18 protein-coding genes and 3 pseudogenes are annotated in these 25,007 nt (G+C 70.8%); 10 read left to right on the top strand and 11 right to left on the bottom strand.

Going from position 1 to position 25,007, the window contains the following annotated elements; translation table 11 throughout:
- Window positions 1-13: 13 nt before the first annotated feature.
- Complete coding sequence (gene hydA, locus STBA_RS06325) at window positions 14-1,417, bottom strand: dihydropyrimidinase (protein WP_077058294.1); 1,404 nt, start codon at window positions 1,415-1,417, stop codon at window positions 14-16.
- 665 nt (window positions 1,418-2,082) lie between these two features.
- On the opposite strand from hydA, the pseudogene STBA_RS06315 reads away from it, so the two are divergent.
- From STBA_RS06315 to STBA_RS06300, 4 genes and pseudogenes are all read left to right on the top strand, one after another.
- A pseudogene (locus tag STBA_RS06315) lies at window positions 2,083-2,298 on the top strand (transposase); the annotation flags it as partial.
- Window positions 2,299-2,683: 385 nt separating this feature from the next.
- Window positions 2,684-5,014, top strand: coding sequence for a glycoside hydrolase domain-containing protein (locus STBA_RS06310; RefSeq protein ID WP_253194569.1), 2,331 nt, complete (start codon window positions 2,684-2,686; stop codon window positions 5,012-5,014).
- On the top strand, window positions 4,999-5,445 hold the full coding sequence (locus STBA_RS06305) for a hypothetical protein (RefSeq protein ID WP_171987657.1): 447 nt from the start codon (window positions 4,999-5,001) through the stop codon (window positions 5,443-5,445). The genes STBA_RS06310 and STBA_RS06305 overlap by 16 nt, the downstream gene beginning before the upstream one ends.
- Window positions 5,442-6,080 carry a M15 family metallopeptidase gene (locus STBA_RS06300; RefSeq protein WP_107484987.1) on the top strand — a complete coding sequence of 213 codons (639 nt, stop codon included), beginning with the start codon at window positions 5,442-5,444 and terminating at the stop codon, window positions 6,078-6,080. Before STBA_RS06305 ends, STBA_RS06300 begins: the two co-directional genes overlap by 4 nt.
- A gap of 634 nt (window positions 6,081-6,714) precedes the next feature.
- On the opposite strand, the pseudogene STBA_RS36285 reads toward STBA_RS06300, so the two are convergent.
- The 6 genes and pseudogenes from STBA_RS36285 to STBA_RS06270 form a co-directional block, all read right to left on the bottom strand.
- Window positions 6,715-6,864: pseudogene (locus tag STBA_RS36285) on the bottom strand (IS630 family transposase); the annotation flags it as partial.
- A 320-nt stretch (window positions 6,865-7,184) separates the two neighbouring features.
- Window positions 7,185-7,406 (bottom strand): annotated as a pseudogene (locus STBA_RS06290) (amidohydrolase family protein); the annotation flags it as partial.
- Between the two features lie 173 nt (window positions 7,407-7,579).
- On the bottom strand, window positions 7,580-8,692 hold the full coding sequence (locus STBA_RS06285; protein ID WP_079251756.1) for an endo-1,4-beta-xylanase: 1,113 nt from the start codon (window positions 8,690-8,692) through the stop codon (window positions 7,580-7,582).
- Between the two features lie 79 nt (window positions 8,693-8,771).
- Window positions 8,772-10,421: a glycoside hydrolase 43 family protein gene (locus tag STBA_RS06280; protein ID WP_077058290.1), complete on the bottom strand. Its 1,650-nt coding sequence runs from the start codon at window positions 10,419-10,421 to the stop codon at window positions 8,772-8,774.
- A 49-nt stretch (window positions 10,422-10,470) separates the two neighbouring features.
- Window positions 10,471-11,421, bottom strand: coding sequence for a hypothetical protein (locus STBA_RS06275; RefSeq protein ID WP_077058289.1), 951 nt, complete (start codon window positions 11,419-11,421; stop codon window positions 10,471-10,473).
- Between the two features lie 86 nt (window positions 11,422-11,507).
- Window positions 11,508-12,620 carry a non-reducing end alpha-L-arabinofuranosidase family hydrolase gene (locus STBA_RS06270; protein WP_077058288.1) on the bottom strand — a complete coding sequence of 371 codons (1,113 nt, stop codon included), beginning with the start codon at window positions 12,618-12,620 and terminating at the stop codon, window positions 11,508-11,510.
- Between the two features lie 1,406 nt (window positions 12,621-14,026).
- Here STBA_RS06270 and STBA_RS06265 point away from each other — a divergent pair.
- From STBA_RS06265 to STBA_RS06255, 3 genes are all read left to right on the top strand, one after another.
- Entirely contained in the window at window positions 14,027-14,842 is an 816-nt protein-coding gene (locus STBA_RS06265) for a nucleotidyltransferase domain-containing protein (RefSeq protein ID WP_077058287.1), read from the top strand.
- Between the two features lie 306 nt (window positions 14,843-15,148).
- A complete protein-coding gene (locus tag STBA_RS06260) occupies window positions 15,149-17,323 on the top strand; it encodes an MMPL family transporter (protein WP_107484985.1) in 2,175 nt (724 codons plus the stop codon).
- Window positions 17,324-17,330: 7 nt separating this feature from the next.
- A complete protein-coding gene (locus STBA_RS06255) occupies window positions 17,331-18,551 on the top strand; it encodes a histidine kinase (RefSeq protein ID WP_077058286.1) in 1,221 nt (406 codons plus the stop codon).
- 272 nt (window positions 18,552-18,823) lie between these two features.
- Here STBA_RS06255 and STBA_RS06250 read toward each other — a convergent pair whose 3' ends face one another.
- Window positions 18,824-19,498, bottom strand: coding sequence for a winged helix-turn-helix domain-containing protein (locus STBA_RS06250; RefSeq protein WP_077058285.1), 675 nt, complete (start codon window positions 19,496-19,498; stop codon window positions 18,824-18,826).
- 65 nt (window positions 19,499-19,563) lie between these two features.
- On the opposite strand from STBA_RS06250, the gene STBA_RS06245 reads away from it, so the two are divergent.
- Window positions 19,564-21,093, top strand: coding sequence for an isocitrate lyase/phosphoenolpyruvate mutase family protein (locus STBA_RS06245; protein ID WP_077058284.1), 1,530 nt, complete (start codon window positions 19,564-19,566; stop codon window positions 21,091-21,093).
- 173 nt (window positions 21,094-21,266) lie between these two features.
- Complete coding sequence (locus STBA_RS06240; RefSeq protein WP_077058283.1) at window positions 21,267-22,541, top strand: APC family permease; 1,275 nt, start codon at window positions 21,267-21,269, stop codon at window positions 22,539-22,541.
- A gap of 23 nt (window positions 22,542-22,564) precedes the next feature.
- Here the strand turns inward: STBA_RS06240 and STBA_RS06235 are convergent, their stop codons facing one another.
- On the bottom strand, window positions 22,565-22,873 hold the full coding sequence (locus STBA_RS06235; protein ID WP_077058282.1) for a PadR family transcriptional regulator: 309 nt from the start codon (window positions 22,871-22,873) through the stop codon (window positions 22,565-22,567).
- A 194-nt stretch (window positions 22,874-23,067) separates the two neighbouring features.
- Here STBA_RS06235 and STBA_RS06230 point away from each other — a divergent pair, with 194 nt between their 5' ends.
- Window positions 23,068-23,769 carry a phosphatase PAP2 family protein gene (locus STBA_RS06230; protein WP_077058281.1) on the top strand — a complete coding sequence of 234 codons (702 nt, stop codon included), beginning with the start codon at window positions 23,068-23,070 and terminating at the stop codon, window positions 23,767-23,769.
- Between the two features lie 111 nt (window positions 23,770-23,880).
- Here STBA_RS06230 and STBA_RS06225 read toward each other — a convergent pair whose 3' ends face one another.
- Together STBA_RS06225 and STBA_RS06220 are read right to left on the bottom strand one after the other, a co-directional pair.
- Window positions 23,881-24,189 (bottom strand): hypothetical protein, encoded by a 309-nt coding sequence (locus tag STBA_RS06225; protein WP_077058280.1) that lies wholly within the window; start codon window positions 24,187-24,189, stop codon window positions 23,881-23,883.
- Between the two features lie 167 nt (window positions 24,190-24,356).
- Complete coding sequence (locus STBA_RS06220) at window positions 24,357-24,758, bottom strand: MerR family transcriptional regulator (RefSeq protein ID WP_077058279.1); 402 nt, start codon at window positions 24,756-24,758, stop codon at window positions 24,357-24,359.
- Window positions 24,759-25,007: the final 249 nt, after the last annotated feature.

Raw genomic sequence — 25,007 nt, 5'->3', positions numbered from 1 at the left:
CGTTTGAGCCGCTTCAGCCGACGTACTGGCAGGTGCCGCGCGGCAGGAAGACTCCGTGCCCGGCACGCCCGGTGTACTGCCGTTCCTCGATGACGGTCCGGCCGCGCGAAAGGACGGTCACCACGCGGCCGGTGACCCGTTTGCCTTCGTAGGCCGAGTAGTCGACGTTCATGTGATGCGTCCGGGCCGACAGCGTCTGCTCCGCGGCCGGGTCGTAGACGACGATGTCCGCGTCCGCGCCCGGCGCGATGGTGCCCTTGCGCCCGTAGAGTCCGAACATCCTGGCCGGCGCGGCGCACGCGATGTCGATCCAGCGGCGCCGCGTGAGATGCCCGTCGACGACGGCCTGGTGCAGCAGGTCCATGCGGTTCTCGACGCCGGGAAGCCCGTTGGGGATACGGGAGAAGTCCCCGCGGCCCAGCTCTTTCTGCCCGCTGAAGCAGAACGGGCAGTGGTCCGTCGAGACCACCTGGAGGTCGTCCGTGCGCAGGCCCCGCCACAGCGCGGCCTGGTGCGCGGCAGGGCGGAGCGGCGTACTGCACACGTACTTGGCGCCCTCGAAATCCGGCTCGGCCAGGTTGTCGGTGGACAGGAACAGGTACTGCGGACACGTCTCGCCGAACACGGGCAGCCCGGCGTCGCGTGCCGCCGCCAGTTCCGCGACCGCTTCCCGGGCCGACACGTGCACCACGTACAGCGGTGCGTCGCCCGCCACCCGCGCCAGCTGGATGGCCCGGTGCGTCGCCTCGGCCTCGAGCAGCACCTTCCGCACCTCGCCGTGATAGCGCGGGTCCGTCCGCCCGTCCGCCACCGCCTGCTCCACCAGAACGTCGATGGCGATGCCGTTCTCCGCGTGCATCATGACCGTCCCGCCGTTCCCCGCGGCCCGCTGCATGGCCCGGAGAATCTGCCCGTCGTCGCTGTAGAAGACGCCGGGATAGGCCATGAACAGCTTGAACGAGGTGACGCCTTCGTCGACAAGGAGATCCATCTCCTTCAGCGAACCGTCGTCGACGTCGGACAGGATCATGTGGAAGCCGTAGTCGATCGCGCACTGCCCCGCCGCCTTGGCGTGCCACGCGTCCAGCCCTTCCCGCAGCGACCGGCCCCGGGTCTGCACGGCGAAGTCCACCACGGTGGTGGTCCCGCCCCAGGCCGCGGCACGCGTCCCGGTCTCGAAAGTGTCGGAGGCGAACGTGCCGCCGAACGGCATCTCCATGTGTGTGTGCACGTCCACCCCGCCGGGGATGACGTACTTGCCGGTGGCGTCGATGACCTGCCCGGCCGTCCACGTCTCGGCCTGCGAGCTGCCGCCGGCCGCCAGTGCGACGATCTTCTCGTCCTCGACGAGGACGTCGGCCTCGATCTCGTCGGCGGCGGTGATGACCAGCCCGCCCCGGATGACGATGCGCCCCATGCGCCCGCCTCCTCTCGTCCACGACTTCAGATCCCGGAGGGGGCGACCGTAGACCGCATCACACACCGTGGCAAGAGCGTCACCGTAAATGATCAGTGCGGAGGCATTGAGGGCCGATCAGTCTTTTCACCTCGCGAGAGAGCCCTGGAGCACTGGGGCGAAGCGTCTGCGCAGCGCCGGATCTTCAGTTGTGCAGGCTGGGATCGCTGGCAGGGCAGCCAGATTTTGGAACGGATAGTCCTGCAGGGCTGCGGCCCTTACGTTGGTCCTCGGCTGGTCCTCCTCCACGGCGTCCACCTCGCCAACGCACACCTGTTGGACCACGACCGCCACCAAGCGGCCGACACCCTCAACGTCATTGCCGAACGCCTCCCCGCAGTCCAGTCCCTCCGCTGCCGTGCCATGGTCCGCCAAGTCCGCCGAAACGCCGCCCGCCGCCTCCCCAGCGCCACCCGCCAGGCTCTCGATGCGGCACTCTCGGGCATATGACATCCACCGCACCGGCTACCCGGAGCGAGTCGTAGAAGATCAAGGATCTCGGAGAAGGGTGCGGTTTCCTTGTCCTTCAACGTCTCCCAGCGGGAGAGAGCGGTGGCGATCTCATCAGCAACCTGGGGCATGCGGTGAACGGCGAGGTTGTCCCACACCAGCACGGTGGGGCCGCCCCCGACGGGGTCCTTGTCATCGACGACACCGGGTTCCTGAAGAAGGGCACCACCTCGGCCGGGGTGCAGTGGCAGTACACCGGCACCGCCGGACGCACGGAGAACTGCCGGATAGGCGTCTTTGCCGCCTACACCTCGCCTACGGGGCGGGCGCTGGTCGACCGCGAGTTGTACCTGCCCAAGTCCTGGACATCCGACCGGGACCGCTGCGCTGCGCTGCGGTGAAGTTCCTGACGAACGTGACTTCGCCACCAAAGGAGGGAGTCGACAAAACCAAAAGCGCTCGTGATTCACGTCACGAGGCTCCCCGCGGTCGGACCGTTGTGCCCCCTGTTCGAGAGACCTATGGTTCTGTGGGTGGCCACCCAGGGGTGGGATGACGGCCGCATATTCACCGAGGGGGCTGCGCCATGTTTTCTCGGGCCGGGTCACCACATCCTTTCTCGCCGATGCGGTAGCCGCAGCGGCTTTCTGCGTAATGCGCCTCACTTCCTGAAATCCCTTTACGGCACGGTTGCTCATTCCGGTGCCTCTGCTGTGCCGGGGCCACCGGGCCCTGACGCCGCATGCCCGGAATTCCGCACGCCCTACACCAGGAGGAATGATGGACGAAAAGGTCCTGGCGGCCCAGAGATGGGTCAACGCGACCTACGGCAATGTCAGCGGCTACAACCGTTGCCCCGAGAACGGCACAACGGGATGGGCCACCATGTACTCGCTGACCCGGGCCCTCCAGCACGAGCTGGGCATCACCGCGTTATCCGACAACTTCGGGCCGACGACGCTGAGCCGTCTCGCGTCCCGGGGCGCCATCGGCCCGAACGAGCCGAAAGCGAACATCCGGATCATTGTGCAGCACGCCCTCTTCTGCAAGGGCTACTGGGGCGGCGACGGCCGCGGCACCTGGGACATCCTCACCCAGGACGCCGTGTACGACCTCAAGCAGAACGCCGGGCTCTCCGACACGACGACCGTGGTGCAGCCCAAAGTCTTCAAGGCGCTGCTGACCATGGACGCCTACGTGCTGACGCCCGGCGGGTCCGATGTGGTCCGCAGCATTCAGCGCTGGCTCAACGGCCGCTTCTTCCACCGGTCCCAGTTCTTTCTGATGCCGTGCGACGGGCACTACTCCCGTGATGTACAGAAGGCCCTGATCTTCGGCATCCAGTACGAGATCGGCATGTCCGACGACGTGGCCAACGGAGTCTTCGGCCCCGGCACCCAGGCCGGCCTCCGGGAGAACACCCTGGCGCAGGGGGACTCGGGTGTCTTCGTGCGGCTCTTCCGCGCCGGGATGGTGTTCAACGACGCGTCGCAGACCTTCAACGACAGCTTCGACGCGGCACTTGCCGAAGACGTGCTGGAGTTCCAGGGGTTCTCCCAGCTCGCACTCAACGGGCGCGCCGACTTCGCCACCTGGGCGCAGTTGCTGGTGTCCACCGGCGACCCGACCCGGCCCGCCATCGGCTCCGACGCCATCACGTCCGTCACCCCGGACAGAGCGCGCACGCTCATTGCCCAGGGCTACTGGATCATCGGCCGGTACCTGGACGAACGTCCCAGCGACCGGCCGCTCAACAAGCAGATCCAGCCCGGCGAGCTGGCCACCATTTTCGCCAATGACCTGCGCGTGTTCCCCATCTCCCAGTACTACGGCGGGGAAGTCGGCTACTTCACCTACGCGCAGGGCTTCACCGATGCCACCGAAGCGCATACGGCCGCCGCACGTTACGGCTTCGACGCCAGCACCGTGATCTATTTCGCGGTGGACTACGACGCGACGGACGAGGAGATCGACTCTCACATCATCCCCTACTTCGACGGCGTCGTCGCCGGGCTGCGCAGCAGGGGCAGGCGGTACCGGCACGGCGTCTACGGGTCCCGCAACGTGTGCATCCGGGTGACCGAGGCGACCGACGCGCGCTGGTCATTCGTCAGCGGCATGTCCACCGGGTTCAGCGGGAACATGGGCTTTCCACTGCCGAGGAACTGGGCCTTCAACCAGATCGCGGAGATCTCGATCGGGTCCGGCGCCGGACAGATAGCCATCGACAGGAATGTCTGGCGCTCAGGCTCGGACCCGGGCACCGCATCCGTCGGCAATTCGGGGTCGAGCGTCGACCAGTTCATCGTATGGCTCAACGAGGTCTACAGCCTGGCGCTCGACTACGACCGCGGGGACCCCGCCCTCCGCGTCATGGAGTACCTTCGCGCGGACGGCTACAACGACGTCGCCTGGTGGGCGCTGCTCGGCACCATCGACCATCAATTCGTCGAGTACGTCAATGATTCCGGGCTAGAGCGCATGACCCGCTTCCGGGACCCTGCGGCTGGCGATCTGTACGATGTCAGCCACTTCGGCGCCTCGTGCAACGGCGTCCTCCTCAAAGGCATACCGGACCCCAGGACCAACTTCAACGAGGCGGACATGGCCACCTGGGCCGGCGATTTAATCACCTTCTACGCGGACTGGCGGCGGGCGCACGGCCGCACCGGCGTATCCGGGTTCGAGTACTGCCTCGATGAACTAGCCAAAATCGGCGGCGAGAACTCCTTCGCCAATCATGACATGATCGCCGACATCGACGCCCTGGAGATCGGCACGGCACTCCGCTTCGGCGCCAGCCTGCCGGAGGAGCTCCAGCGTGTCTTCGGCAGCGGCGGTCAGTACCAGCACCGTTTCCGGCAGCTGTGGATGAATCGCTTCGGCAGCGAATCGGCGACGTTCCACTCGATCGTCAGGAAAGCTCTGCTCGGCGACCTCGGGCTCATCATGAACAACGGACGCGGCAAGCTCCTGGGGGGCGTGACGAGTCCGGGGGACCTTCCTGACGACGATGTGGACGATTTCATCCGCGGATTCGAGGAAGTGATCAGCCTGCGCATAGACGAGGAGCCCGAAGGTAGACTCCGGACATGGCGACTCGGATAAAACGTTCTCGTGCCGGCCGATGGGGTATTATCCTGCGGCGGATCAGCATCCTGTCTGGCGTGCTGACTGTGCTCGTCTTTCTCCTCGGCTTCAAAATCCCCGACGTCTGGCTCTCCGACGAGAACAGAACTGATGAGTGCCGACGGGAACTGCCCCCCGACCAGTGGCCGCCTCCCGAGGTCGCGGTCGAGCTGTCGTCCGAGGTGCTGCCGGTGCGCTCGGTCTGCACCTGGGCCAACGGGCTCACCGCCGAGGTGGAATACGGCTGGGTCGACGACCTGACCATGCGCCTGCTGTTCATCACCGTGCTCACGGGACTGCTGTCGCTCGCCCTCTTACGGGCCGCCAGACGCCGCGCGGCGGCGGGCGGAGCGCCGGAGCAGCCCACTCGCCCGCTCAGACGCCTACCCGAAGGGAAGCCACCCGCATGACCAACACCCCGCGCCCGCACGGATTATCACGCCGCCACGTGCTGACCACCGGCCTGGGAGTGGCCGGCGCCGCCGCCCTGTGGAGCACGGGCACCGGCGGAACGGCCCACGCCGCGCCTGCGGACGACAGCCGGTGGCGCGACGAGAACAGCGCCAACGGGTGGCCTGTCGTCGACGAGGCCGACTCCCACCGGATCGAGGGCAGCGGCCTCGATGTCCGCCTGCTGGTGGGAGACGTGTCCGTGGTGCTCCTCCACGTCGCCCGCCGCTACCACTACGAGATCCACGAGCTGAGACGCGGCGAAGTCACCGGCCACCTCACCGAACGGGCGGTGGCGCAGCCGTACGAGAGCAACCACCTGTCGGGCACGGCCATCGCTCTCCGGCCCGGCGCCCACCCCGTCGGCGTCCAGGACGGGCTTTTCCCGCAGCAACGGGCCGCCGTCCGCCACATCCTGGCCGAGTGCGAGGGGGTCGTCGGGTGGGGCGGTGACGAACAGACCCCGAAGGAGAGCCACTTCGAGATCGCCGTTGGCCCCGGGGACGCCCGCCTGGCACGCCTCGCGGACCTGATCCGCGGCGCCGCACCCGGCAGGAGAGCCGGCGCCGTCAACCAGACGGTGCCGATCGGCTGAACCGGCCCTGGGTCAGGTCCAGACAGGACCTACTGGCGGAGGCAGAACGGGCCCTGGCCGCGCTGCGGTCCAGGATGGCCGAGGTCGGTCCGGAATTGCATCCGGACAAGACCAGAATCGTGTACTGCAAGGACGACAACCGCCGGGTCCGGTTCCCGGGCACGGAGTTCACGTACCTGGGATTCACGTTCCGGCCGCGAGGAGCGAAGGACAAGCACGGGGTGGTGTTCATCGCGTTCCTTCCCGCGATCAGCAAGCAAGTCCGGAATCAGCTGAGCAAGACGGTGCGGTCATGGCGGCTGCACCGGTGCACCGCGAAGGAGACATCCGACCTGGCTCGCTTGGTCAACCCGGAACTACTACGGGCGCTTCTACCGCTCAGCGCTGTATCCGCTGCTCGACCGCATCAACACCTACTTGTTGCGGTGGATTCAGAAGAAGTACCGGGTCGGGATGAAACAAGCCCTGCGGCGGCTGGCCGAAGGCCATACGCGACGCCCGAAGTGCTTCGCTCACTGGACCTGGGCGCCCCGGCATGGGAGAGGTCCAGGACGACAAGAGCGGAGTGACGAGAGATTGTCACGCTCCGTTCCGGGGGAGCCCGGGGGTGAAACTCCCCCGGGCGACCCGACTGCTAGTGTCCTGAGTCGTTAATTTGTGTGCAGTGCGCGGCGAGGGTTTCGAGGATATCGTCGGCGGTCTTTGTCCACACGAACGGCTTGGGGTTCTTGTTCCACTCGTTGATCCACTGGCGGATGTCGCGTTCGAGTTCTGACGGCGCGGTCCAGACGCCAGAAGGCGAGTACATCGAAGTCTTCAGGTCCGATCGGCCACATGCCGAGACTCGGCCGCTTGAACGGCGGCACCTTGGACGCGGAGACGCCCCGGTCCCGCGCCCAGTCGACGATGCCGCCGCCGAGTGCCCGCTCGACGCGTTCGATGGCCGCTCGTCGGCGCTCTTCCGAAGTGCTCTCATCGCGCGTGACGGACAGGCTAAGTGCGCCGATGATGCGGGGACCAGTCATGAAGAAACCTCCTGCTCGGAGCTTCGAGCAGGAGGTCCGGGTTGGCGGCGCCGCTGAACGTGTGCTGTTATGCGCCGTTCGTGCCGCCGAACGGCATCTCCATGTGTGTGTGCACGTCCACCCCGCCGGGGATGACGTACTTGCCGGTGGCGTCGATGACCTGCCCGGCCGTCCACGTCTCGGCCTGCGAGCTGCCGCCGGCCGCCAGTGCGACGATCTTCTCGTCCTCGACGAGGACGTCGGCCTCGATCTCGTCGGCGGCGGTGATGACCAGCCCGCCCCGGATGACGATGCGCCCCATGCGCCCGCCTCCTCTCGTCCACGACTTCAGATCCCGGAGGGGGCGACCGTAGACCACATCACACACCGTGGCAAGAGCGTCACCGTAAATGATCAGCGCGGCCGGCGCCCGGGTTCGGGAACTCCGGGCGCCGGTTCATCGGAGCGGACCCGTCCGGCGCGTCGGACCGGCGATCAGGGGGTGGCGTTGCCGCTCTCGCGCCAGGTGGCCGGATGGTAGGCGGTGGCCTTGTCTCCGCCCCGGCCCTCGCCCTCGGCCGAGGCACCGTTCAGCACGTCGAGAACGGCCTGGTACGCCTCCTTCTTCTGGTAGTTGCCGTCGAACAGAAGCGGGGACTCGTCGGACCGCCAGGAGTACTTGTCGGTGACGCCCCAGACGGTCACGCCGGTGCAGCGGGAGACGGCCAGGCACGCCTCGGTGACCCCGCGGTAGACGTTGGCCTGGGCGGAGCCGGAACCGCCGACGTCCAGCTCGGTGATCTCGACGTCCACGCCGAGGTCCGCGAAGCGTTGCAGGTTGCTCTGGTAAGTGGAGAGGTCGGAATTCGAGGCGAGGTGACTCTGGAACCCGACGCAGTCGATCGGCACTCCGCGGGCGAGGAAGTCCTCGACCATCGCGTAGATGCCGTCGCTCTTGGCGTTGATGCCGTCCGTGCCGTAGTCGTTGTAGCAGAGCTTGGCGCTCGGGTCGGCGGCGTCGGCGGCACGGAACGCCTCTTCGATCCAGCCGTCGCCGAGTTGCTGCTGGAGGTTGGACTGACGGCGGCTGCCGTCCCACTCGAACGCCTCGTTGACCACGTCCCAGGACGAAATCTGGCCCGCGAAGTGCCCCGCCACCCCGTCGATGTGACTGAGCATGGCCTGGCGCAGATCGTTCCCGCCCAGCCCGCCGACCCAGGAGGGCTGCTGGGAGTGCCAGACCAGAGTGTGGCCGCGCACCTCCATGCCCTGGCTCCGGGCGTGGCTGACGATCTCGTCGCCGCCGCTGAAGTTGAACTGACCGCGGCTGGGCTCGGTGGCGTCCCACTTCATGGCATTCTCGGCCACCACGCTGTTGAACTCCCGGTTCAGGGTGGACGCGTAGTCCGCCTCGCCGAGGAACTGGGGCCCGATGGCGGCACCGTAGTATCGGCCGCTCTGCTCCGCTGCCGCACCGAGGGTGTCCGCCGCGTGCGCACTGCCCGCGAACGCGAGCAGCCCGGTCGCCGCCAGTCCCGCGGACGTCAACGCGGCGACCGCTGTCCGGGCGCGGTGGCGTGCGGGGCGTTTCTGGGAAGTGCTGGTCATGGAAGCTCCTCTTTCTTTCGGTGGGGGAGAGGATCAGCGCCCGCGAGGTGGCGGCGCCGTGGTGGGGGACGCCCCTGGATCAGGGGGCGGTGAGGTCGAAACTCGCGACCTGGACACTGCCGCCGAGGGCCTGGGTGGCGTAGTGGAAGATCGCGAAGCGGTAGCCCATGAAGAACTGCCACTCGTTCTTGAGAGTGAAGCCGGGGCCGAGGGGGGTGAAGCTGGAGCCGTCGGTGCTGTAGGAGAAGTGGGCCTGCCGCCCGGCGCCGGGGCTGATGTCGGCCTGGGCGCGCAGCCAGATCCGGGTGCCGGAGACCTCGGCCGTGGCCCGTTCGGTGCCGGTGGAGACGGTGTTCCAGTCACTGTCCATGGTGATGCCGTCGACCATCGCCAACCGGGTGCTGCCACCCTCGCGGACCAGCCCGATACAGGCGGAGGAGTCGCGCAGCAGCGCGAGGCCGGCGCGGTCTCCGTCGGTCAGCGCGCTGTGGTCGATGTCGATGGTGGCGGTGGAGGTGGGGCCCTGGATGCGGCGGGTGAGGGTGTTCCGCGCGCCGTAGAGATCGTCGGTGACGGTCGCGGTGGCGAGGGTCAGCCCGTCGTCGACGGAGAACCTGCTGGTGTCCGGGTTGTGGTTCCACTCCCAGTGCGGGGCCAGCGCCGTGCCGTCGAAGGTGTCGAGGCCGGTCATGGGCCTGGTCTCGCGCGGCGGCGCCGGCACGTCGGGCTCCGGGTAGGAGGCTCCCCAGGCGCCGTCCACCAGCTGGAGTTCGGGCCAGCCGTCGCCGGTCCAGCTGATCGGGGCCAGCGCGGGGACCCGGCCGCCGGGATAGGCGTCGATGAACGCCAGGTAGTACCAGTCGCCGCCGGGGGTGTCGACCAGCCCGCCCTGGTGCGGCACGCCGCCGCCCCGGATCGGGCCCGGGAGGTCGAGCAGGAGTTCCCGCAGCTCGTAGGGGCCGAAGGGCGAGGCGGACTTGAGGATGTACTGGCCGTTGGCCGGCCGGGTGAGGAAGATGTAGTAGCTGCCGTTGATCTTGTAGAATCTGGCACCCTCCAACGTGCCGATGCTGGGCGGGGTGCTGAACACCTGCTCGTCGCGCACCTCGCTCGTCAGATCGTCGGACAGCTGGGCGACGGAGATCTGGGTGTTGCCGTAGGCGACATACGGGGTGTCTCCGTCGAAGAGCAGCCCGGCATCGTAGTAGGCGCGTGGGATGGTGGCGATCCTCTGCCAGGTCGCCTCGACATCGGTGGCGGTGCAGACATGGGTCCGGGAGAAGTCGGTCTGCCCGAGCCAGTAGAAACGGCCCTCGCTCGCCCGGTGGTTGAGGGTGGAGGCCCAGATGCCGTCCACATAGGCCCGGCCGCCGTCCAGGTCGTACTTGGCGCCGAAGTCCAGCCGGGGCACCGAGTGTCCGGCGAACTCCCAGTCCACCAGGTTCCAGGAGCGCAGAATGGGCGCGCCCGGGGAGTAGTGCATGGTGGAGGCGGAGTAGTAGAAGGTGTCGTCGACGCGGATCACGTCGATGTCGGCGAAGTCCTGCCAGAGCACGGGGTTGGTGAAGTCCGCCAGCGGGCGGACGCCGGCGGCCGAGGCGTCGGCGCCGGTCGGCGCCGCCGATGCCGGGGAGTTGGCGGAGGCCCAGGTGGGCAGGGCGGCGGCGAGGCCGAGGCCGGATGCCCCCGCGATGAGGCCGCGACGGCTGGGGTGGGGGGTGGGTGACATCGCTGGAGGTGTCCTTCCCGGGAGGGGACGGGCGTGGGGGCGGGCCGGGTCAGCCGAGTTCGGCTTCCCAGGTGGTGCCGTCGGAGGCGGCGTCGTCGGCCAGCCGGTCGCGGGCGGCGGTGTCGGCGTAGAGGCTCCAGCGCATCCAGTCCACGAAGGTGGCGCGAGTCTGCGGGTAGGTCGCCCCGTTGCCCCAGACGTACTCGTCGTGGCCCTGGCCGACATGGGTCAGGAAGGCCCTCGGCGCGGCCAGTTCGGAGTACGCCTGGCGGGCCAGGGAGTACTGGCAGACCGGGTCCTGGTCGCCGTGGATGAACAGGGTGCTGGCGGCGACCTCGCCGGTCGGGTCGCCCATGTCGACACAGGCGAACGGGACGGCAGCCCTGATCCTGCTGTCCGGCCAGGCGGTGAGCAGACCGTGGGTGGTCATCCCGCCAAGGGAGTGGCCCGCGGCGCCGACTCCGGCCGCCACGTCCAGGCGCCCGGCGAAGGGGTCGCCCGAGGTGTCGTTGAGCGCGAGGGTGCGCGTGATGACCTCGGAGACGTCCAGCGACTGGTTGCCGTTGTAGACGTCCTGAATGTTGCCCTCGGTGCCCTCCGCGGTGGTGGGGAAGACGGGTGCCGGCACGACGAACCCCGCCTCGGCCAGGGGCAGGATCTCCGAGAGGTAGACCTCGGGCGTGCCGTACAGGCCGTGGCTCCACTCGACGACGGGGAACGGGCCGCCGGCGACGGGGGCGTCGCGGATCGGGTCGCCGCCGGGCGAGCCCTGCGCGGGGTACCAGACGCGGGTGACCAACGCGCGGTCTCCGCGACTCCAGTTGAACTCGCGCAACCCCACGGCGAACGGCTCGGCCGGCGCGTCGGCCACGGGCCGCACCCTGGCGGGGTGGGAAGGAGCGGTGGGGGTGGCGAGGGCGTTGCCCGTCGGAGCGGACGCGCCGATGGCGAGCGCCGAGCCGGCGCCGAGGGTGAGAAAAGTGCGCCTGGTGGGGGACATGAGTGGCTCCTGGTGTGGGGGTGGGCCGTGACTCCCGGTGTGGCCGGCCGCCTGCCGGCGGACCGGCCACACCGTCAACTCAGCTTTCAGCAGGCGGAGTTGGTTTGGGTGGCGAGGCCGAGGTGCCAGGGGAGCTGGGAGTAGTCACCGCCTGCCGCGGGGTCCAGGCCCTGGTAGAGCAGCTGGAGTTCGCAGGAGTCGATGGTCATGCGCTGGTCGTAGCCGTTGCGGAGCAGTTCGCCGTGGCTGATGTCCTGGGTCCAGGCGCCCTGGGGAAAGCTGACGTTGTTGGCCCGGGCGAAGGGATTGTCCTGGGTGTCGGCCAGGGGCTGCCACGGGCTGTCGAGGGTGTCGGCGGTGAAGGAGCGGTACCAGCGTCGGCCGTCGCTGCCGATCGCCTCCATGATCAGCAGGTAGGTGCCGGTGTCCTCGACGTAGTAGACCGCCTCGCCCTCGAAGAGGTTGTTGGGCGTGTCCTCCAGCACGATCCGGGTGTTGTCGAAGCCCTCGGGGAACTCGGCGACCGTGGTCTCCGCGCGGTAGAGGTGTCCGTTGTCGTCGGCGGAGAAGAGGTAGCACATGGTGTCGTCGCAGATGACCCAGTAGTCCAGCCAGTGGCCGTTGCCGATGTTCTCCCGGACGATGTCGGGCATCTCGTCCTGGTAGTTGCGGGGGGCCGACCAGCTGTGGGGGTCGCCGGGATCGTCGGAGACCGAGTAGGAGGGCAGGCCGGTCTGGTAGACGAGGTGCCACTCGTCGCGTGGTTCGAAGTAGAACAGGTGCGGGGCGGCGGCGTAGCGGTTGCCGATGTCGGGGTTGGTGTCCAGGAAGGTGTGCGGGGCCTCGTTGGCCTGGGACCAGTCGGTGAAGCTGGTGTGGGCCAGGCTCCAGGCTCCGTCGGTGTTGGCGACGGTGAAGTAGACCTGCCACTCGCCGTCGTACTGGACCACGGTGGGGTCCTTGACGGAGACCACGTCATGGCTGGAGTCGGGCTTGACCGACACCACCGGGCCTGGCGAGGTCCATTGGAAGCTGCTGGGCAGGTCGGCGGCCGACGGCTGCCCGGCGGCGGGCTCCTCGACCGAGGCCGAGGCGGAAGACATGGCGGGCGTCACGGTCAGGGCCATCGCCAGGCCGGCGAAGGCGGCCAGCGCCGCGCGCAGCGGGCGGCGGCGGCCCCGGTGTCGTTGAACGGACATGAGAACTCCAAGGCTGGTGTGTGGGGGGAACGGCCCCGGCGGTTCCGAACCAACTCCGCGAACGGAACGCCTGCACGCGGAGATTGACCTGGGGTCAGTGCTCGGGGTGGTGCCCGCGATCGGCCTCGGGCGGGATTGCGCTGGTCGGACATGAGTGTCCTTTCCGTCAACCGCACCGGGCGCGGTGCGGGCGGGCTCGACCGGACAGTGGAACCGGGTCGTTCGACGGGCCAACCGGCTGTCCCTGGCCGATGGCGTCCGAAATCTCGAACCGCGTTCATCCGTGCGAACAAAGAATAGGGAGGGCGCCAGAGTCCGTCAATGTGTCTGACCCGATTTCTCGAATACCGGGCGAGCCGCACTCTGGTCAAAGGGAAAAACGAATGCTGGCCGGGGGTGCGCGCTCCCGGATAACGGAGAACCCTCACGAGTTGAGTGCTACATATCCCCACAGCAGGGATCGGAAAACTGCGAGAACGCACGAATTCCCTCATCCGGCCTCGCTTTTGAGCCAGACCCGGAGGGTGAGTGTCCGCCGCGGGTCCGGGTCCGGCGCCCGAGTGGCCGGCCCGACCGGAGCGCTCCGAGAAGTTCCGTGGAGAACAGCAGGTAGACCGCCCAGCCGAACATCCGGACCGACGCAGGGGATTGACGAACCGTGAGGTAGGCGGTCAACCTGGCTCCTGTATCCCCCGCGGAACCTTCCGGAAAGGGTGCGGAAGATACCGGGATCCGTCCCTCCTCTGTCCACGGAGCCGCCGTGAGCCCACGTCCCCCTCCCTCGTCAGCCGGCCCATCGCCCCAGGGGCAGCCCTCGCCGCCGCCGAACTGACGACCCCCGCCAGGGGCGCCGAACGGCCGACTTTCTGGTCCCGGGCGGATATCGGCGCGGCCGTCGACCTGTGGAACCGTACGCACGAAAATACGGGCGAGCCGCGATAGGGGCCGGCGCGAGTGCGCGCAACCTGGTGCAGGTTGATTACCGCAACCTTCTCATGCTGGCGGGCACCGGTTATGCGGAGGGAATTTCCGTCGATAACCGCCCGAGGCCGCCGAGAAACACCGGCTGCCGACGAGCCGTTGCCCACGCCGCGTTCATGCGTCTGGCCGATTCCTCGGCACGCGCGGTGCATCGCGGGCGGCGAGGGCGAGTAGTCGCGCGGTGGTGCCGTTGCGCCGCGCGCGCCGCAGCCCGTGTTTGGCCAGGAGGCCGTTGGCGGCGGTCTGCACCGTTCTGTTCGGCGGTGCGGACAGGCCGGTGGACGTGTCTCGTCGTCGACCGTCACTGGAGCTACGACGCCGCCGAGCGCCTGCTCGCCCGCCAGGCCCGCACCCTGCCCGAAGACCCCGAGCCGACGTGAGAAAGCCGGTCGCGGGCGGTGGTCCGGGTATGCAGACTGGGGCCCGTGGACCGTTTGGTGGAGATCGCGAATCGGCTGGCCGACATCGGCGGCATCGTCGGGGTGTGCCTGGGCGGCAGCCGGGCGAGGGGAACGCACGGTCCCGATTCCGACTACGACCTGGGGCTGTACTACCGGCCGCTGCTGGATACCGGTGCTCTGCGTCTGCTGGCAGCCGAGCTGACCGGCGGGCCGGTGGACGTGACCGAGCCGGGCGGCTGGGGACCGTGGGTGGACGGCGGCGGCTGGCTGACCATCGACGGCCATCGCGTCGACTGGATCTACCGCGACCTGGACCGGGTGCACCGTGTCTGGCAGCAGTGCCAGGCCGGACACTTCGAGATCGGTGCCCAGCCCGGCCACCCCCTGGGGGTGTACTCCCATGCCTATGCCGGTGAGGTGGCGCTCGGACGTGTCCTCGCCGATCCCGGCGGCGAGCTCGGCATTCTCCAGGAGCAGACGCGGCGCTATCCGGAGCCGTTGCGCCGAGCGCTCATCGGCAACGCGCAATGGGAGGCGCCATTCATCCTGGCCGGCGCCCGCAAGGGGGCAGCCGGCGGGGACACCTTCTACGTTGCCGGTTGTCTCTTCCGCGCGGTCGGGCTTCTCGTGCACGCCCTCCACGCTCACGCCGGACGCTGGGTGCTCAACGAGAAGGGCGCGGTGCGGGCCGCCGGACAACTCGCTGCCGGCTCTGTGCACTTCGCCGAACGGGCTCATGCGTTGTTCTCCGCGCTCGGCACCACCCCGGCGGCGCTCACCGCGGCGCTCGACGAGGCCGACAGGCTCACCGCCGAGGTGTGCGACCAGCTCGCCCGGTGACCGGAACGGCTGAGAGCCCATCACCCGGCCGCGGTCCGGCGTGTGCCTCGGCCAGGGGCCGTGCGCCGATCGGCCGTGAGCCCTCGCCGGGCGGCCGGAGTGGGAACGAAGTCTGCTTCCCGGCATGCGAGATGCCGTGAGGCCCTGCCCGGCTTGGCCCTCCGCCGGTGTACTCCCCGGGGAGTAACGCCCCTTCCGCTCCGCCGTCCGCAGTAACGCCGAGTTCGCTCCGGCGGCCGACGAATCCGCCGTTCCGTCACGGGAGCCTGGGACCACGATTCACGGAAGACGCCAAAGGAGCCCCGCATGGGAGCCGCAACCGTCGAGACCGGGCCGAGCCGCACGTCGCCCCCGCCCGAACGCCCATCCGCGTCCCCGCCCGGCCGCCGCCGGGCCATACTGTGGGGCATCGTCGCGCTCTGGGTCGGCCTGCTCGCCATCGCAGCGCCCCTCGGCGGCAAGGTGGGGGACGTCGAGAGCAACGAGACCATCGACTACCTGCCCGAAAGCGCCGACTCCACCCAGGTCGTCGAACTCCAGGAACGCCTGCCCGGTGGCGAGACCACCGAACTGATCCTCGTTTACGAGCGCGACGGCGGCCTCACCGCCGCCGACCGCGAGGCGGCCCGTGCACAGGTCGACGGCATCGCCGCCCGCTACGAGATCGCCGGTGACGCCACGCCGCAGGGCATCCCCTCCGCCGACGGCACCACCGAGATGTACCCGGTCACGATCACCGGCATCGCCGATCCCGAGGAACGCATCGAAGCAGTCCGCGACGTCCGCGAGGACGTCGACGAAGGGCTCCCGGACGGCCTGACCGTGATGGTCGGCGGCTCCGGCGGACTGGCCCTCGACAACGACGAGGTCTTCGCCTCGGTGGACGGCACCCTGATGATGACCACCGCCGCGATCGTCGCCGTCCTGCTGATCCTCACCTACCGCAGCCCCATGCTGTGGCTGCTTCCCCTCCTCTGCGTGGGCGTCGCCGTCATGGCTTCCAGGGCACTGGTCTACGGCCTGGTGGAGATGTTCGACGTCACCGTCAACGGCATGAACCTCGCGGTCATGAGCGTGTTGGTCTTCGGCGCCGGAACGGACTACGCACTGCTGCTCGTCGCCCGCTACCGCGAGGAACTGCGCCGCCACGAACGCCCCTACGACGCGATGGTCCGCGCCGTCCGCGGCTGCGGTCCGGCGCTGCTGGCCTCCGCCGCCACCGTCTCCGCCGGTCTCCTCTGCCTCATGGCCGCCGACCTCAACAGCACCGCCGGACTCGGCCCGGTCGGCGTCGCCGGCATCATCTGCTCGCTGCTGGTGATGCTGACCCTGCTGCCGACCCTGCTGGTCATGTGCGGACGGCGCGTGTTCTGGCCCTTCGTCCCCGTCTACGGCAGCGAGGGCACCGACGCCAAGCGTGGCTACTTCGCACGGGTCGGCGGCTCGATCACCCGCCGCCCCGTCGCCATCCTCGCCGGCGGCCTCGCGCTGATGGGCGCGCTGGCGCTGGGCAACTTCAGCATGCCCGGCCCCCTCAGCAGCGAGGACTCCTTCGTCGACACCCCCGAGTCCATCGCCGCCATGGAACAACTGGGCGAGGCGTACCCGGAGCAGAGCGCCCAGCCCATCGTGGTCATGGCGCACAGCGACCAGGCCGACGCCGTCCTCGACGTCGCCCGGGCCACCGAGGGCGTCGCCGACGTCCAGACAGCCCGCAGCGGCGACGGCTGGACCGAGCTCAGTGTCTATGCCACCGATCCGCCCGAGTCCGACGGCGAGAAGAGCACCATCGAGACGCTGCGCGCGGACCTGGCCGCCGTCGACGGCGCCGATGCGGTGGTCGGCGGTTCCACGGCCGAGCAGTTGGACCTTGCCAGCACCAATGCCGACGACCGGACGCTCGTCATCCCCCTCGTGCTCGGCGCTGTGCTGCTGATCCTCATTGCCCTGCTGCGCAGCGTCACCGCCCCGGTGATCCTGCTCGCCGCCGTCGTCGCCTCCTGGGGCGCGGCCATGGGCCTGGGTGGTCTGCTGTTCTCCTCCGTCTTCGGCTTCGAGGGCATCGACCAGTCGATGGCGGTGATCACGTTCGTCTTCGGAGTAGCCCTCGGCGTGGACTACGGCATCTTCCTGATGCACCGGATGCGCGAGGAGAATCTGAACGGTCTGGAGACGCGTCAGGCGGCGCTCACCGCGCTGCGCACCACGGGCGGCGTGATCGCTTCCGCCGGGATCGTGCTCGCGGCCACCTTCGCGGTGCTGATGTCGATGCCCATGGTGATGATGATCGAGATCGGCTTCATCGTCGCGATCGGCGTGCTGCTCGACACCTTCCTGGTGCGTACCTACATCGTCACCGCCGCGAGCTGGCTGCTGGGCCGCCGCGTGTGGTCGCCCGGGCCCCTTTCCCGCAAGTCCGCTTCCCCCGAGCCCGGTTCTCCGGAGCTCATTTCCCACAAGTCCGGTGCCGGTGCCGGATGATGGCTGCATGGTGAGGGCTTTCAAGCTGCCGCGGTACACGGACGCCCGTGTACCGCGGCACGACATACTCGTCGCGGTCCTCGTCAGCGCGTTCTGCGCGCTGGCGGCTGTCGTCGCCGAGCCGGACGGCAGGGCGCTCGACTTCACCGGCTGGCTCCTCCTCGCGGGCGCGATGCTGCCGCTGCCCTGGTTCCGCCGCAGTCCGCTGGCGGTCCTCTTCGCGCACGCGTGCGTCGTGCAGCCGTATCACGCGCTCGACTACCCGCACCTCGCGCCGCTGCTGGCCGGTGGACTCGCCCTGTACTCGGTGGCCGTGTCGGGAACGCTGCGCCGCAGCCTGGTGCTGGCCACCGGGGTCCCCGTCCTCATCGCCGTCATCTGGATGAACACCGACACCGACACCGGTGTGGACATGGTGCGGGTCTCCGGCTGGTTCCTGGTGCCCATCGTGCTCGGCGAGGCCGTGCGCTGGCACGGCCAGTACATCGCCGCCATCCGCGAGCGCGCCGAGCGCGCCGAACGCACCCGCGAGGAGGAGGCCGCCCGCCGCGTCGCCGAGGAACGCCTGCGCATCGCCCGCGACCTGCACGATCTGCTCGCCCACAGCATCACCCTCATCGGTGTGCAGACTTCCGTCGCCTCCCACGTCCTGATCGCCGACCCCGAACGCCTCGACCGCACCGCACTCGCCGATTCCCTCGACAGCATCGCCGAGACCTGCCGCGACGCCCGCGTCGAGTTGCGGACGACGCTGCAAGTGCTGCGCGGCGACGAGCCCGACCGCGGCGGCCACGACCCGCTGCCCGGCCTCGGCGGCATCCCCGGTCTCGTCCGCGCCGCCAAGGCGGCCGGCGCCGAGGTGACGCTGACCCTGGACGCCGAGGGCCCGGTCCCGCCGGTCACCGGCGCGGCGGCGTATCGCATCGTGCAGGAGGCGCTGACCAACGCCGTCCGTCACGCCGGGCCCGGCGTCTCCGTCGACGTGTCGATAGTGCGTCGGGGCGCCGCGCTCCGCCTCGGGGTCGTCGACGACGGCTCGGCGGGTGGCGTCCGGGCGGAGGCCGCCCGGGACGCCGAGCCCGGCTTCGGCATCACCGGCATGCGGGAACGCGCCCGCAGCATCGGTGGCACCCTCGCCGCCGCCCCGCGCGACGACGCCCCCGGCTTCGCCGTCACCGCCCAACTCCCCGCCATCGCCGTGATCGAGGAGCTCGGACAGCAAGCATGACCGGTGTCGCCATGCGTGTCGGACAACGGCGCTCCGCGGCCCGCGCCCTCGGCGGACCTAGTGCCCCATCAGCCAGGGTTTGCCCCGTCGCGACTCCCCCATGCGCACGGCACTCCCCCAGCCTGGCGGCTGGGAGGTGCCCCCAGGGAGGTGCTCCCAGGGAGGTGCTCCCGTGCACGAGGGCGATCCGGCTCCCCCAGGCCCCAGAGAGGGGTGGCGGAGCACCGCACCGGACGCCGCTCCTTGACGGGCAAACCTTGGCTGACGCGGCACTAGACCTCCACCCCCAGCAGCTCCCGGAACGCCCCGGTCCCTTCCGGGGTCACCCGCACCGCGCGACCGGAGCCGACTCGCCGCACCCACCGCCGTTCCAGCGCCGTGGCGCACAGGGCCGCGCCCAGCGCTCCGGCGAGGTGGGGGCGACGCTCCGTCCAGTCCAGGCAGCTCCGCACCAGGGGCCGCCGGGCACCCGGCGGCTGCTCGCGGCCCAGGAGGCCGGCCAGCCACGCCCGGCCTGCCGGGGTGACGGTGAGCCCGGATTCGTCGGCGACCAGGCCCCGGGCGATCATGGCGTCTGCCAGGGCCACGCCCAGTCGCCCCGCCAGGTGGTCGTAGCAGGTGCGGGCCCGGGCTTCGGCGCCGAGCTGTACTGATGCGCGCAGGCTCCGCGGGCGCGGGGTGTCCGGGGCGTACGAGGTGAGGGCTTCGACCAGGGCGGCCGCCTCGGGTCCTGCCAGCCGGACGTAGCGGTGCCGGCCCTGGCGTTCCTCGGTCAGCACACCGCCCGCGACGAGTCGGGAAAGCTGCTCGCTGGCGGTGGAGGGCCGCACTCCCGCATGCCGGGCCAGCTCACCCGCGCTCCAGGCGCGCCCGTCGAGCAGGGCCTGGCAGAAGGCGGCCCTGGTGCGGTCGGCGAACAGGCCGGCGGTCTCGGCGAGCGTGGGCATGGGGTCATGATGCCGCAGGGATGGTTCGGGCGGCGCCGAACCGTTCCGGCTCTAGCGTCAGGGCCATGACGCACACGACGCACACGACGCACGAGTTCGGCCGTCCCGCGGACGTGCGGGCGGCGCTCGCCGACCCGGCGCTCGTCCCCGAGCTGCCGGCCGCGGACGGCGGCCGGGCCGGGGCGAGTGTCGCGTGGCTGCGTGCCACCGTGGCCCGGTTCAGCTCCGGTGAGCCGCATCGGCGGCGGGCTCTGGTGGCGGCCGAACTGGCCCGGCTCGACCCCGCCGCGCTGCGGCGGACGGCGGCGTCGGGGCCCGAGGGGGAAGTCCGGGTGCGGGTGGTGCGTGCGCTCGCCGAGGCCCTGGGAATGCCGGAGCCGGCGGCGGTTGCGGAGGCGGTGACCGTGGTGGCCGGGGCGTACTTCGGGGGCGTGGACCCGGCCGCCGACGAGGCGGTGGCCCGGCTGGTGGCGCAACTGGCGCCCGGACGGGCGGATGAAGCCGGTCTTGAGGCCGCCGCCAACCGCATCGGACTGCTGGTGCAGGCGTGCGCCGCGACGGCCGCGCTGGTGGCGGCCGCGGCCGGCGGTGACGCGCCGCTGGCCCGCGTGCTCCGGGACGCTCCGCCGGTGCGGACCATGCGCCGGGTCGCCGCGCGCGCCACCCGGGTCGCCGGCCGGGAGATCGCCGAGGGCGATGTGGTGCTCCTGGACCTGGTGGCCGCCCAGCGCGCGCACCCCGTGCCCCTCACGTTCGGCGCGCCGCCCCGGGTCTGCCCCGGCCGCGCCCACGCCCTCGCCCTGGCCGACGGCCTGCTCGGACGTCCGCTGACCGCCTTCGCCCGGCTGCACCACCAGACCGTCCCCCTGCTGCTGCCCAACGCCTGGGACCACGCCTCCGCCGCTGCGCTGGCGGCGCAGGGCTTCCGGGCCATCGGCACCACGAGCCTGGGCGTGGCCGCGGCCGCCGGGCTGCCGGACGGGGCAGCCGCCACCGCCGAGGCGACCCTGGCGCTGGCCCGCCGGCTCGGGCAGGGCTCCTTCCTGTTCACCGTCGACGCCGAAGGCGGCTTCAGCGACGACCCGGAGGAAGTGGCCGAGCTGGCCCGTAGGCTGCATGACGCGGGCGCCGCGGGGATCAACCTCGAAGACGGCCGCCCGGACGGCACCCTGGCCGCCGTGGAGCTGCACGCCGCGAAGATCGCCGCCGTCAGGACCGCGGTGCCCGGACTGTTCGTGAACGCCCGCACGGACACCCACTGGCTCGGATGCCGGCGGGAGGAGACCGCGGCCCGCCTCGCGGTCTACGAACAGGCAGGCGCGGACGGGGTGTTCGTGCCCGGCCTGGCGGAGCCGGACGGGATCGCCGCCCTGGCGGCAAGCCTCGTCGTGCCGCTGAACGTCCTGTACACGCCGACCGGCCCCACCCTCGCCGAGCTGGCCGCGCTGGGCGTGCGCCGGGTCAGCCTCGGCTCGCTGCTCTACCGCAGGGCCCTGGCGGCGGCCGTGACCACCGCGGCCGCCGTCCGCGACGGCCGGCCGGCGGACCTCGCGAGCCTTTCCTACGCGGAGGTTCAGGCCCTGGGAACGCCGTGAAGGGACGGACGCCGCCGCACATCCCGGGGCCCGCGGCCGGGCTCATCAGCCGGCGGGACGACTCACGGGCGCAGCCCCGCCACCCGGCCGGAACGACGGGACCCGGCCCGGGATATCGTCTGCCGATATCGGAAGCCGTAAGATGAGCCGCCGTACCGCCGAGGAGTGACCTCATGCCCAAGTCATCGTCCGCGCCCGGCCCTCCCGAGGCGCTGCGCCGGCGGCTCGGCACGTTCGACGCGGTGGTGATCGGTCTGGGATCGATGATCGGCGCGGGGATCTTCGCCGCCCTCGCACCGGCCGCGCACGCGGCCGGCTCCGGACTGCTGCTGGGCCTCGCCCTGGCCGCCGTGGTCGCCTACTGCAACGCGACCTCCTCCGCCCGGCTGGCCGCGCGGTACCCGGCCTCCGGCGGTACCTACGTGTACGGCCGGGAGCGGCTGGGCGACTTCTGGGGCTACCTGGCGGGCTGGGCGTTCATCGTCGGCAAGACCGCGTCCTGCGCGGCCATGGCCCTCACGGTCGGTTCCTACGTGTGGCCCGGCCAGTCCCACGCGGTCGCGGTCGGGGCAGTGGTGGCGCTGACCGCCGTCGACTACGCCGGGGTGCGGAAGGCCGCCTGGCTCACCCGCGTGATCGTCGCCGTCGTCCTGGCGGTGCTGGCCGCCGTGGTGGCCGCCACCCTGACCTCAGGACACGCGCGGGCCGGACGGCTGGACCTCGGTGCGGATGCCACGTTCGGCGGGGTGCTCGAAGCCGCGGGCCTGCTGTTCTTCGCCTTCGCCGGGTACGCGCGCATCGCCACGCTGGGGGAGGAGGTGCGCGATCCGGCCCGGACGATCCCCCGGGCCGTCCCCATGGCGCTGGGCATCACGCTGGTGGTGTACGCGGCAGTCGCGGTCTCGGTACTGGCCGTGCTCGGCAGCGGCGGTCTGGGCGAGGCGGACGCCCCGCTGGCGGACGCGGTCCGGGCCGCCGGGCTGCCCGGCCTGGCGCCCGTGGTACGCGTCGGCGCCGCGGTGGCCGCGCTCGGCTCGCTGCTCGCGCTGATCCTCGGCGTTTCGCGCACCACCCTGGCGATGGCCAGGGACCGGCACCTGCCGCACGTCCTGGCCGCGGTGCACCCGCGGTTCGGGGTCCCCCACCGGGCCGAGCTCGCGGTCGGCGCCGTGGTGGCGGTGGTTGCGGCGACGGCGGACGTTCGCGGAGCGATCGGCTTTTCCTCCTTCGGGGTGCTGGCCTACTACGCCATCGCCAACGCCGCCGCGTGGACGCTCACCCCGGCCGAAGGGCGCCCGCCTCGGCTGGTTCCCGTCGTGGGCCTGGCGGGCTGCGTCGTCCTGGCTTTCGCGCTGCCGATCTCCTCGGTGCTTTCCGGCGCGGTGGTGCTGGCCGCCGGCGTCGCCGCCTACGGGGCGCGGCGCGCCTGGGCGGCGTCGCGCCGGTGACGGCGTCCGGCCCCCCGGGCCCCTCAGGTGGCCCCGTCGCCGCCGAGGACCTCGCGGGCCAGCTCCGCCAGGGCCCTGCGGTCCTCCGCGAGGGCCCGCTTCCCGGCCGCGGTGGCCCGGTACACCCGGCGGGTGCGTCCCTCGACCACCCGCTGCTCGGAGATCAGCAGCCCGTCGGTCTCCAGCCGGTGCAGCGTCGGGTAGAGAGTGCCGGGACTGATCCGGTAACCGTGCCGGGCCAGTTCCTCGGTCATCCAGGCGCCGTGGATCTCCTCCTCGGCCGCGTGGTGCAGGATGTGCAGCCGCACCGCGCCCCGCTGGAACTCCCGCACGCCGACCCACCTCCCCGCCCACCGGGCAGTGACGCAACCGATATCGGGTACCGAGTTTACGCTTCGGTCCCGCCCTTCTGCCCGGCCCGGCCACGGCACCCCGCCCCGCGACCACACATCCCCGTCCCCCGAAGGAGGCGCCCGAGATGCCCCGCGGCGAACCCGGTATACACCCACGGCCGGTCAGGAAACAGGTGGCCGCCTTTCTCGCCGACCCGGCAGGGAAAGCCGCCCTGCTGCTCATCGCGGCCGCGGCCCTGGTCATCGCCCTGGCCGTCGTCGAGGCGCGGCCCGTCCTCCGCGCGGACCGGGCCGTGGCGGACCATCTGCACACGGCGGCCCTGGAGAGCCCGGACCTCACCCACGCCAGCCGGATCGTCACCGACTGGATCGTCGACCCGTGGACCATGCGCCTGCTGATCGTCGGAGCGGTGGTGTGGCTGTGGTACACGCGGCAGCGGCTCGTCGCCCTCTGGACGGCCTGCACGTCCGCGGCGGAATGGGGCGTCCGCGGGGTGCTGCGCGGGATCATCGGACGCGAACGTCCCGAGTGGGAACGCCCCGTCGACTCCGCCCAGTTCGCCTCGCTGCCCTCCGGCCATGCCATGACCGCGGCCGCCACCTGCGTGCTGCTGCTGTGGCTCGCGCGACGGGCCGGCGCACCCGCCGGCCTGGTGCGTGCCGGTGTGGCGGTGGCCGTTCTCGCCGTTGCCGCCGCCTGTTTCACGCGGGTGTTCCTCGGCGTGCACTGGCTCACCGACACCCTGGCCGGCGCCCTGCTCGGCTCCGCGTTCGCCGCGTTCGCCATCGCCGCCTGGCACGCCCGCGACCCGCACGGCCACCCCACCGCCGGAACGGGCGCCCGTGCCGAGGCGGCGCCGCGCCGGATACCGTGAACGCCCCCCGGGAGCCGTCCGTTCGAGTGCGGCCCTTGCCGTACGCCCGGTGGGCAGGCGCCCGGACTCCGGGTGGCGCGCCGCCCGCGCGGCCGGGGAGTTCCGCTCCTGTCACCTGCCGCCGGTGAAGCGCGCGATGCGGGGCTTTACCAGGGGCCGGGTGAGTGCGCGCACCGGCGGGGAGGCCAGGAACGCGGCGAGGAGCACGGCGCCGGTGATGACCGCCAGCTGGTCGTGCCACTGGTCGACGTGCTCGTGCAGTCCGTGGTGGCGGGCGGCGCGGACGAAGGAGATGTGGAGGAGACAGATGTACATGCCGCCCGCGCCGAGATAGGTGATCACGGGTATCCGGCGGCGCGGGACCACATGGACGAAGCGCACGGCGACGACCGCGCCGAGGATGATCGACGCGCCCCGCACCAGCCAGGCTCCGGCCGGCCCGATGACGTCGTTCCCGCTGCCGTAAGGACCTCGCGGGAATCTACCTTAACGTGAAGGTAGATTGTGAACGGCTGCATACCCGGGGCACCTGCCTGTCCGCCTGCCTGAGCCGTGGCGCCGCGTGGGCCGTCCCGGAGAGGCCCGGCTCAGTCCGTTGCGTGCAGTCGCCTGCGCAGGGTGGCGGCGAAGTCCTCTGCCATCTCCAGGCGGGCGCGCAGGGTTTCGCAGCGGGCCTCGGAGATCTTGCGGTAGGCGTCCAGACGTTCGCGGAGCCGTTCCTTCTCCTCCGCGGCCGGCGGGTCGTCGGTGGCGGCGATGCGGTCGGTGATCTCCAGCAGGTCGCGCATCTCCTCAAGGGAGAAACCGAGCGGCTTCATCCGGCGGATCACCATGAGCCGCTCGACGTCGGTCCCGGTGTAGAGGCGGAAACCGCCCTTGCTGCGGGCCGAGGGGATGACCAGGCCGACCTCCTCGTAGTGGCGGATCGTGCGCAGGGACAGCCCGGTCCGCTCGGCCACCTCGCCGATCTGCATGTGCCGCTCGGTCATCGCCGCGCCGCTCCTTCTCGCCGTCACCTTCGCCGCACCCCCGCCCCGGCCCGCACGTGAGCATTTCATCACCACCGCGCCGCACCCTGCCGTCACGTCAGGGTAGAGTCTTGGCGTATCCGCTCCGGCCGTACAGTCGGAGCGGCCGGGCCCGCGCCATGACGCGGGCCGGGCTCCCGGGCCGTGGCGGCCCCGGGCGCCCCGCGGACTCCCGGGCAATGATGCCCGAACGGCGCCCCGCCACGGGCG

This window comes from Streptomyces sp. MP131-18, from assembly GCF_001984575.1.
GTDB lineage: Bacteria > Actinomycetota > Actinomycetes > Streptomycetales > Streptomycetaceae > Streptomyces > Streptomyces johnsoniae.
Note: the sequence above shows the minus strand (reverse complement) of the source record. Positions and strands in the feature narration are given on the sequence as shown.

What these genes read in the sequence shown, in the direction of transcription:
- STBA_RS06300 (WP_107484987.1), top strand. Translation starts at nt 5,442, where the DNA reads ATGACCAACACCCCGCGCCCGCACGGATTATCACGCCGCCACGTGCTG.
- STBA_RS06275 (WP_077058289.1), bottom strand. Translation starts at nt 11,421, where the DNA reads ATGTCCCCCACCAGGCGCACTTTTCTCACCCTCGGCGCCGGCTCGGCG.
- STBA_RS06310 (WP_253194569.1), top strand. Translation starts at nt 2,684, where the DNA reads ATGATGGACGAAAAGGTCCTGGCGGCCCAGAGATGGGTCAACGCGACC.
- STBA_RS06285 (WP_079251756.1), bottom strand. Translation starts at nt 8,692, where the DNA reads ATGACCAGCACTTCCCAGAAACGCCCCGCACGCCACCGCGCCCGGACA.
- STBA_RS06270 (WP_077058288.1), bottom strand. Translation starts at nt 12,620, where the DNA reads ATGTCCGTTCAACGACACCGGGGCCGCCGCCGCCCGCTGCGCGCGGCG.
- hydA (WP_077058294.1), bottom strand. Translation starts at nt 1,417, where the DNA reads ATGGGGCGCATCGTCATCCGGGGCGGGCTGGTCATCACCGCCGCCGAC.
- STBA_RS06240 (WP_077058283.1), top strand. Translation starts at nt 21,267, where the DNA reads ATGCCCAAGTCATCGTCCGCGCCCGGCCCTCCCGAGGCGCTGCGCCGG.
- STBA_RS06255 (WP_077058286.1), top strand. Translation starts at nt 17,331, where the DNA reads ATGGTGAGGGCTTTCAAGCTGCCGCGGTACACGGACGCCCGTGTACCG.
- STBA_RS06245 (WP_077058284.1), top strand. Translation starts at nt 19,564, where the DNA reads ATGACGCACACGACGCACACGACGCACGAGTTCGGCCGTCCCGCGGAC.
- STBA_RS06280 (WP_077058290.1), bottom strand. Translation starts at nt 10,421, where the DNA reads ATGTCACCCACCCCCCACCCCAGCCGTCGCGGCCTCATCGCGGGGGCA.
- STBA_RS06260 (WP_107484985.1), top strand. Translation starts at nt 15,149, where the DNA reads ATGGGAGCCGCAACCGTCGAGACCGGGCCGAGCCGCACGTCGCCCCCG.
- STBA_RS06305 (WP_171987657.1), top strand. Translation starts at nt 4,999, where the DNA reads ATGGCGACTCGGATAAAACGTTCTCGTGCCGGCCGATGGGGTATTATC.
- STBA_RS06220 (WP_077058279.1), bottom strand. Translation starts at nt 24,758, where the DNA reads ATGACCGAGCGGCACATGCAGATCGGCGAGGTGGCCGAGCGGACCGGG.
- STBA_RS06250 (WP_077058285.1), bottom strand. Translation starts at nt 19,498, where the DNA reads ATGCCCACGCTCGCCGAGACCGCCGGCCTGTTCGCCGACCGCACCAGG.